Source organism: Acinetobacter lwoffii, assembly GCF_024129715.1.
GTDB lineage: Bacteria > Pseudomonadota > Gammaproteobacteria > Pseudomonadales > Moraxellaceae > Acinetobacter > Acinetobacter lwoffii_U.
Map to the genome: position 1 here is coordinate 1 of NZ_JAMXXM010000043.1, position 7,471 is coordinate 7,471.

Sequence of the window (7,471 nt, forward strand, 5' to 3'; positions counted from 1 at the left end):
ATGATGGCCGAAAGATCAATTACAGCCTCTTCGATAAATTAAGTCAGCTGAATCAGCGAGAGATTGTTGAGAATAAACGGTTGGGTGCTGTCCTGAATCATATCCAACAGCAGCATGAAGAATTAGAACAGCAAAACAAACGTAATCGTTCTCAAAAGATGCCAAGCAGACGTGCACAGAAAACAGCAATTCAACAACGAAATCTGAATCCTGTGCTTGACTTGGAAATGTCCATATAGGACATTTCTATTTGGTTATTAGGTAGGACATTTCTACTTGGGAATAACAAACACATAAAAAAGGAGATCCACAACTTAATCTCCTTTTTATCATTTGTAGGTACACAGGCCTAGTTCTTCCAAACTCTCAAGGAACTGTTTTGTCTTTAAAAATCTTTCTTTAGCCTGTACTTCAATAAATCTGATTTTTTCATCATGCGTGAAACTGTTCTCTTCAAAAAAAAGTAGTGTTTCAACATCTGCCGAATTCATTAAGGTAACTTCCATATGTTTAGCTTCCTCTTCCGGGCTTTCTAATTTTTCAACTTCTTCATCTTCATTTTCTAATTCTTCGTGTGTGAACTTTAGCATGACTATCTCCTTAAAAGCTACAAACTACCACCTTTTAAAATTCATGTAAATAATTGATTTTTAAAAATAATATTTTAAAAATATTCATAAAAAAGAAGGTAAAACATTAGCAAAATATTTCTATTTTTAGATATAAAAACATTATCAAAATGTTTATGTTTTAAAATGATGAGATGAGTCTAAAAGCAGGCAATTTATTCGAATTTATAGGATATTTCTATTTGGGAATAACATTGAATATGAGTCCAAACTTACTTCATTTTCTATTAATTTTAAAAGTTCTATGATCAACAAAGCGTTGAGCAATGTCAGGATTCCGCCCTTCTAAATGTTTAATCACAACTGGGAGTTCATTCGGAATCTTACGCACTAAATAATCATTCTCTACATATAACACCGGCCCAGCTTGAGCGGCTGCAATAAAGCGTTCTTGGAGCACACGAGCTGCCATAGCAGCAATTTCAGATTCATTGTCACTTTCATTTTCTAGATTCATTTTTGACATATTGCTGTACTCCTAGCAATGCCTATACAGAACAAATAACTAAAGGAAATTCTGTAAAAAGGTCCTACTTAACACACATAGTACCTTCTTTTTTTAGGAAAGGTAGCTATGATGTGTGTCCATACTTTTTCTTTTAATTCCAGTATATTATAGGTAATTCTACCTATTTTTATTTTTTGAGATATTTTTGATTTAATTAATAAAATCAAAAATTTAAAATAAAATAACAACTTGAATTTTAGCAACACACATCATAGCTACCTTGGAGTAGATTTTTGCATCCCAGGAACACTCTCGCCCTAGATAATCATATCCTTTACAACTTCAAAAACTAATTTTTCAATCCCTAAACGCGCTTTATCCGGGTCAGAATCGAGCCAAGATAATGATGGAAATTCTTTGCAAAGGCCTACGTATTCTGCACTCTCAGCTACCCATTCAACTCGATACGAATAATGTATCTCCGTCTCAAAGCGGAATAAGGCAGCCATCACTTTTGAAGCCTGTTTTGCATCTGCACGTAACTCATCTATTTCTTGCTGAGTTAGATAATAATCATGTGAATATTTAGGCATATCTCATTTCACTGTTGAAGGCTGATGGAACATCAGCATCGCCTTCAGGTTAAGCTGTCTTCATTGATTTAAATCCTAGCGTAGCATTAATAATACGTTTTAACTTTCCATAATCATATTCAATAACATTATATTGATACTTAATTTGCCTAAACTCGAGGCTTGGTGGGCATGTCCCTTAGCAGGTTTCCCTGATACTAAATACACGGCAAGCTAGACGAATACTAATAGCAGAGTGAGCAACTGCCTGGTGTGCCATCTGGCGTCGGTGAAATGGCTTCACCCTTGCATAGCAGTACTGCTCATTACTATCGCTTCATGGATAATCTCTGCCTTTAATCGTTTTTCTGCATACATCTTTTTAAGTTTAGTATTTTCTGCTTCCAGTTCTTTCAGCGGCACCATCAATGATGTATTCATACCACCATATTTGGCACGTTATTTGTTAAATAGTGAGTAGCACTGCTGTGCAAAGACTCATGCCGTGTTCACGACAAAGGACAGCTACAGGTGTCCTAGACTCCGTCTATTTCAAAATAGACACGATCTGGCTGTCAGTAAATTTAGATGTTTTCATGCAGAATCTCCTGCCTACACTTTAAGAGAAAATTCTACTTTTAGATCCTATTATTTTTAGGAGGGATTGCCCAGACAGCAATAAAGGTGATTTCCGAGATACTTAGCTGAGCAGTTCTATTTATTAAACAGTGGTGGCTTTGTTTAAGAATTTTCTAATAAGTCATTTCAAATTTTAGAAAAAAATCATCAATTACACAGAATAATTGAGCAATATCGAACATAAGGACTAGCGTTTTAAGTTTGGTGTGATAACACAACTAATGGGCCTATTCTCCTTCTTTTTCGATTCAATTACTTATCGGCATTTCAAGTTAAGTAGAAATATCCTACCTTAAAACCAAATAGAGCTGTAAAATCCCATAAATTAATATAAAAAATGAAATTTCACGCAAAAAATTAAGATAACAAGAGAAAAATTAATTTTGTAAAATATAAAGTTAGAAAAAAATAAAAATTCTAAAATATTCACCAAAAAGCAACTCGGTGTTATGCGTATTGTACGCATAACACCAACATTATAAGTTATTGTTTTAGTTATGTATATTAAAATATGTTTGAGAAAAGTAAACAAAAAAGTAAACAAAAAACATTTTTAAAAAAATCAATATAATTCAATAACTTATATTTTTTTATTGAATTTTAAATAATATTTTTAATAAAAAAATTCATTTATTTAAAATGTATAAAATTACGTGAATTTCCACTAAAAAATAAATATATTAAAAACAATAGCTTAACCAATTGTTTTTATTTTATAGAAATTTATCTAAATTCTATTAAAGTCAAAAATTTTGAATTAATCGATAAATTGCGAAGGTACTCTACCTCATAAAATTTTCTAGTTTATTTTATTAAAAGACTATTACTATTCTGATTTCTTTATATTTGATTTAATTGAACTTTTTATATTCTAATTTTTTATTCTTGTTTTCTTCTAATCTGACTAATTATATGAATAGCCACCAAAATTCTAGAAACGCATAATCATCTTCTGGACTGTAATAACCATTCTACGTAGTCCACTCAACTTTATACTTTTTAATTTTAATCGTTTTTCGCTTTAGAGCACTTTGAGAGAGACCAGAAATATTCCCAGGCAATCGTTTAATCAAGACAGGCTACCTTCCGGGGCTTTACTAATGCATCATATTCAACATATAGCACTGTTTCACTACGAGCTACTGCGATAGAGGTTTTATGAAGAACATGAGCGGCAGCCATAGCGATGTCAAGTTCATTCTCATCCATTTTAATTATCTTTGACATATCTAAAACCTCTAGGTTGCATGTTCTTACTGAAGTGAACAATGAATGACATATTGCACGAACACACATCCGCTCTTTAGTTAGACATGCATTAGTTTTTTATATACATCCTCTATGCCACGTAGATGTGCACAGGAAATCCTAGCTTGAAGCGAAAATCATCAACCAGAAAGACTGGGGTTTTACCACACTACGCCATTGGATCAGCAACTCATAAAGACGAATCACATGCTTGCTGGTTAATGAGCTTATTTGTTTGAGCTCATACCAAGGAAAAGACTGTTCTAATTGGGTAATCAGGGGAATGACCTCTGAAGCAAAAACCAATTCAAGAATACCGGCTGAATCAACATAGGCTATTTTCGACACCCAGCGCGATTTAACGACCTTTTCCTTCTATGTAGCCTCTTATGGATACTCTTGTAGCTGAATTTGCGCTCAAACAGGCTATTAGCCACATTCTTTAACGCTTCATAGGCTGCATGCCTATCTACTATCTACATTGAATTGCTTCATATAGTGCTACGCATGGACTTTTAAGGTGCTGTTCGCACAACTTCTTTACTTACTTCCCGCGCTTTTACTATTGCTAAAAAAATCAGACGTTGCTCTGTAGTATTTCTATGAATAGCCACCAAAATTCTAGACACACATAATTATTTTTGGATTTTTCATAATCTAGGAGAATGCTTTAGGAAGAATTTGTATAAAAATAAGTTACGTAACTTAAATAAGTTATTACGTAAATTGTTGATTAACAATTTCTTTAATTTCTTCAGAGCTTTTTGAAGCCAAATTTTCTAATGCAATTCTAACGATACTTGATCTACTAACACGAGCATTTTGACTTTTAACTACCAGTTCATCAATTAACTGATTAACTTCATCATTCAAAGAAAATGTACATCTAACAAATTTTTTCTCTTTAGTTTCTAAAGCTCTTACCCTTTTTTCAGCACCCGATATGAATACCTCCGCTAACTGTTCTTCCGGAGATATTTCAACTTTCTTTTTTAAACCGTTTAATCCAGCCATGATTAAATTCCTAAAAATTCACTAGCAATATTTTTAATCTCTGCTTTTGCTTTTGGATCACTATTTACTTCAAAAACAGAAAGGCCATTTTCATCAGCATCATCATAGACATTTCTATTAGTCGTAATTGCATTTAACGCATTTATACCAAATGATTTACATGCATCTTTCGCATCTAAAATTCTCTGAACTTGTGATGGCAACGTCGGACATTGTGTAATAATTGCTCTTGCAATCAAATCTGGATTGACTGTTTTAGCTAATTTTAAAACTTGTTCCATATGTGCTAATGTTTTTAAATCCCTACGCTTTGGTCTAAAAGGCAATAACATATGAGTAGCAATTGTCATTGCAGAACGTAACGCTTCAGAATCTTGCCCACCAGCATCAATTACAATGTCTTGATATCTACCTTGCAGATCTTTGAGAACTGAACGGATATTACCTGAAGCTTGAACTGAAGGAATATCTTTTAATTCATCATTCTCATCACGCTCTTTTATCCAATCAGTTGTTGTTCCTTGAGGATCCGCATCTAATAAAAGAACATCTCTGTTTTTTGTTTGAAGGTATACTGCTAAATTTTGAGATAAGCAGCTTTTTCCAGCCCCACCTTTTTCACCACCAACTAATATAATCATATTTTATGTAAGTTACGTAAGTTTAATAATTAAAGTAATGTAAAATGATTTTATGTAAAAATCAACTATCGAGACAAACATTTAATTAAAAAGTTATCCACAAATAATTCTTTTTTATTATTTTATATATTATTTTTAAATTTATTCTTTATATGTCAGCTGTAACTATTGATATCATTGGGATACAAAGACTTAAAGTGGACAAATTCCTACCAATAAGTGGACAAATTCCTTTATATAAGTGGACAAATTCCTTTATATAAGTGGACAAATTCCTTTATATAAGTGGACAAATTCCTTTCATAAGTGGACAAATTCCTTCTATAAAAAACACTTCCATTTATGGACGTTAAGTAGTATTGTCCATGTATTGTTAATCAAAAAATTTAGTACTGACACATGGGCAATAATGTAATTTATAAAGATAATAATTTAATTGAAGCTTCTTATGCACTAAATCTTTCAGAACAAAGATTAATTTTAATAGCAATTCTTGCTGCCCGTGATATTGAGGAAGAATTAACGGCCGAGACTATGTTAACGATTCATGCCTCGGAGTATATGAAACAGTTCAATCTTGGTAGACAATCAGCATACGAAGCGTTACAAGCCGCATGTGATAATTTATTTGAACGTAGGCTTAATTATAAAACAACAGATCCTGTTACAGGAAAAAAAGCAGTTTATAAGAGTCGATGGGTATCTAAAGTAGGTTATGTTAAAGAGGCTGCCTGTGTACAGTTGATATTTGCTCCAGATATCCTTCCGCTTTTCGTTAAGCTTGAAGAAAAATTTACTAGATATGAACTTAAGCAAATTTCACAACTTACCAGTGTTTACGCTATTCGACTGTACGAGCTTTTAATACGTTGGAGATCCACAGGAAAGCTTTATGTCCCTATAGCAGATCTTAGAGAGAAATTAGGCTTGCTAGAAGATGAATACTCTCAAATGGGAGATTTTAAAAAGCGCGTTCTAAAAGTGGCTATAGAACAAATCAATAAATTTACTGATATTGAAGTTACTTATACCCAGCAAAAAGCAGGTAGGACTATTACTGATATAGAGTTTACTTTTTTTGAAAAAGATACCGTTCTAAGACTCAGTGATAAAGTTCCAGAAAATTTATATAAATTAACAGCAAAGCAAATTTCATATTTTGCGCAAAAACTTTGCGATATTGATGACAATCCAGATTTTGGACGTGATTTTGGAAAAATAGGCGAAACACAAGAAGATTTTCAGGAAAGAATTGAAGCCGAATTAACAGATCAAGAGAATGTTAAAAAATATTTTTCACATCTATTAAATGTTGGTTATAAACCAAAATATGGGAAGCAAAAATAGTTACTGGATTGCTCCCAGTATCCTAGAGATGAGATAGCCTCATTTTGAAGGGGCACAACCATAGAGATATGAATAACTCCTGATTCGATTGTAAAACATCTCGATATAATCAAACACATCTGCACAGTCCATTTCTAGTGTTTTATAGATCCTCTTTTTAATTCTTTCCCTCTTTAAGCACTAAAAAGGATTCAGCAACAGCTTTATTCCCCAACATGAGCAGTATACTGCGCAAGGTGGCGATTCATACTCGGAACCAAAAATTATGTTTTTGACAGAATTTCTGCCAGTCTTTACTGCTGTATTGTAAGCCTTGGTCTGAATGTATGATCCACGTTCATTTTGTCTTGCTGCCATAAGAAGTGCATCCAAAAGATATTCTTGGTAAGAGTAGGTTTCATTGAGTAACTATAACTTTTATGCTTTTTATATCCTCGAACAGCCGCGATACCATTGTTCTTCATGATCTTGAACACACTATTTGGTCCACAGCTTTCATCCAGCTCTTTCAGATCCAGCAATAACCATAAACCCCATAACTCGCATCATAAGAAGAACGAATGAGCCGTAATAGCCGCTTATCTTCAATAGTCCTGCCTGATTTTGGTTTATGCAGCTAAGCGTAATAGCTAGTAAGTTATATAAAATCCGAAATATTATACAATAATTACGCAAGTTGCATAACTTACGATGCTTATGTAATCCGGATGCCGGGTAATCAATTCTGGATCATAAGCCGCTAGATACAGCTGTTTAATGTTATGCAACTCTGTAATAGGTGAAATATGACAAAAACACGTACCTGTTTAGAAAGTCATAAGTGGACAGATTCCTGACAGGTAAATTACGCAAGTTGCATAACTTACGATGCTTATGTAATCCGGATGCCGGGTAATCAATTCTGGATCATAAGCCGCTAGATACAGCTGTTTA

Annotated in this window: 7 protein-coding genes and 6 pseudogenes; 2 read left to right on the top strand and 11 right to left on the bottom strand. The window is 33.2% G+C overall.

The features are described 5' to 3' along the window. A pseudogene (locus tag NI462_RS14415) lies at positions 1-239 on the top strand (ISNCY family transposase); the annotation flags it as partial. Positions 240-329: 90 nt separating this feature from the next. On the opposite strand, the gene NI462_RS14420 reads toward NI462_RS14415, so the two are convergent. The 10 genes and pseudogenes from NI462_RS14420 to NI462_RS14465 all read right to left on the bottom strand — a co-directional run bounded on the left by NI462_RS14420 (position 330) and on the right by NI462_RS14465 (position 5,191). Beyond that, positions 330-590, bottom strand: coding sequence for a hypothetical protein (locus NI462_RS14420; protein WP_253161182.1), 261 nt, complete (start codon positions 588-590; stop codon positions 330-332). Positions 591-846: 256 nt separating this feature from the next. After that, entirely contained in the window at positions 847-1,095 is a 249-nt protein-coding gene (locus tag NI462_RS14425) for a hypothetical protein (RefSeq protein WP_253161184.1), read from the bottom strand. Positions 1,096-1,394: 299 nt separating this feature from the next. Beyond that, positions 1,395-1,670, bottom strand: coding sequence for an antitoxin HicB (locus NI462_RS14430; protein WP_253161186.1), 276 nt, complete (start codon positions 1,668-1,670; stop codon positions 1,395-1,397). A 52-nt stretch (positions 1,671-1,722) separates the two neighbouring features. Beyond that, positions 1,723-1,848: pseudogene (locus NI462_RS14435) on the bottom strand (IS6 family transposase); the annotation flags it as partial. A 3-nt stretch (positions 1,849-1,851) separates the two neighbouring features. Then, positions 1,852-2,247: pseudogene (locus NI462_RS14440) on the bottom strand (transposase); the annotation flags it as partial. 70 nt (positions 2,248-2,317) lie between these two features. Then, positions 2,318-2,470, bottom strand: a pseudogene (locus tag NI462_RS14445) (IS982 family transposase); the annotation flags it as partial. 883 nt (positions 2,471-3,353) lie between these two features. Further along, positions 3,354-3,515: a hypothetical protein gene (locus NI462_RS14450; protein ID WP_165493759.1), complete on the bottom strand. Its 162-nt coding sequence runs from the start codon at positions 3,513-3,515 to the stop codon at positions 3,354-3,356. Positions 3,516-3,636: 121 nt separating this feature from the next. Next, positions 3,637-4,165 (bottom strand): annotated as a pseudogene (locus NI462_RS15175) (RepB family plasmid replication initiator protein); the annotation flags it as partial. Between the two features lie 88 nt (positions 4,166-4,253). Beyond that, positions 4,254-4,550: a hypothetical protein gene (locus NI462_RS14460; protein ID WP_131271508.1), complete on the bottom strand. Its 297-nt coding sequence runs from the start codon at positions 4,548-4,550 to the stop codon at positions 4,254-4,256. 2 nt (positions 4,551-4,552) lie between these two features. Then, complete coding sequence (locus NI462_RS14465) at positions 4,553-5,191, bottom strand: AAA family ATPase (protein WP_131271509.1); 639 nt, start codon at positions 5,189-5,191, stop codon at positions 4,553-4,555. Positions 5,192-5,590: 399 nt separating this feature from the next. Between NI462_RS14465 and repM the strand changes: the two genes are divergently transcribed. Further along, complete coding sequence (gene repM / locus NI462_RS14470; protein ID WP_131271510.1) at positions 5,591-6,538, top strand: replication initiation protein RepM; 948 nt, start codon at positions 5,591-5,593, stop codon at positions 6,536-6,538. Between the two features lie 39 nt (positions 6,539-6,577). On the opposite strand, the pseudogene NI462_RS15235 reads toward repM, so the two are convergent. Next, positions 6,578-7,154 (bottom strand): annotated as a pseudogene (locus tag NI462_RS15235) (IS3 family transposase); the annotation flags it as partial. Between the last annotated feature and the right edge of the window lie 317 nt (positions 7,155-7,471).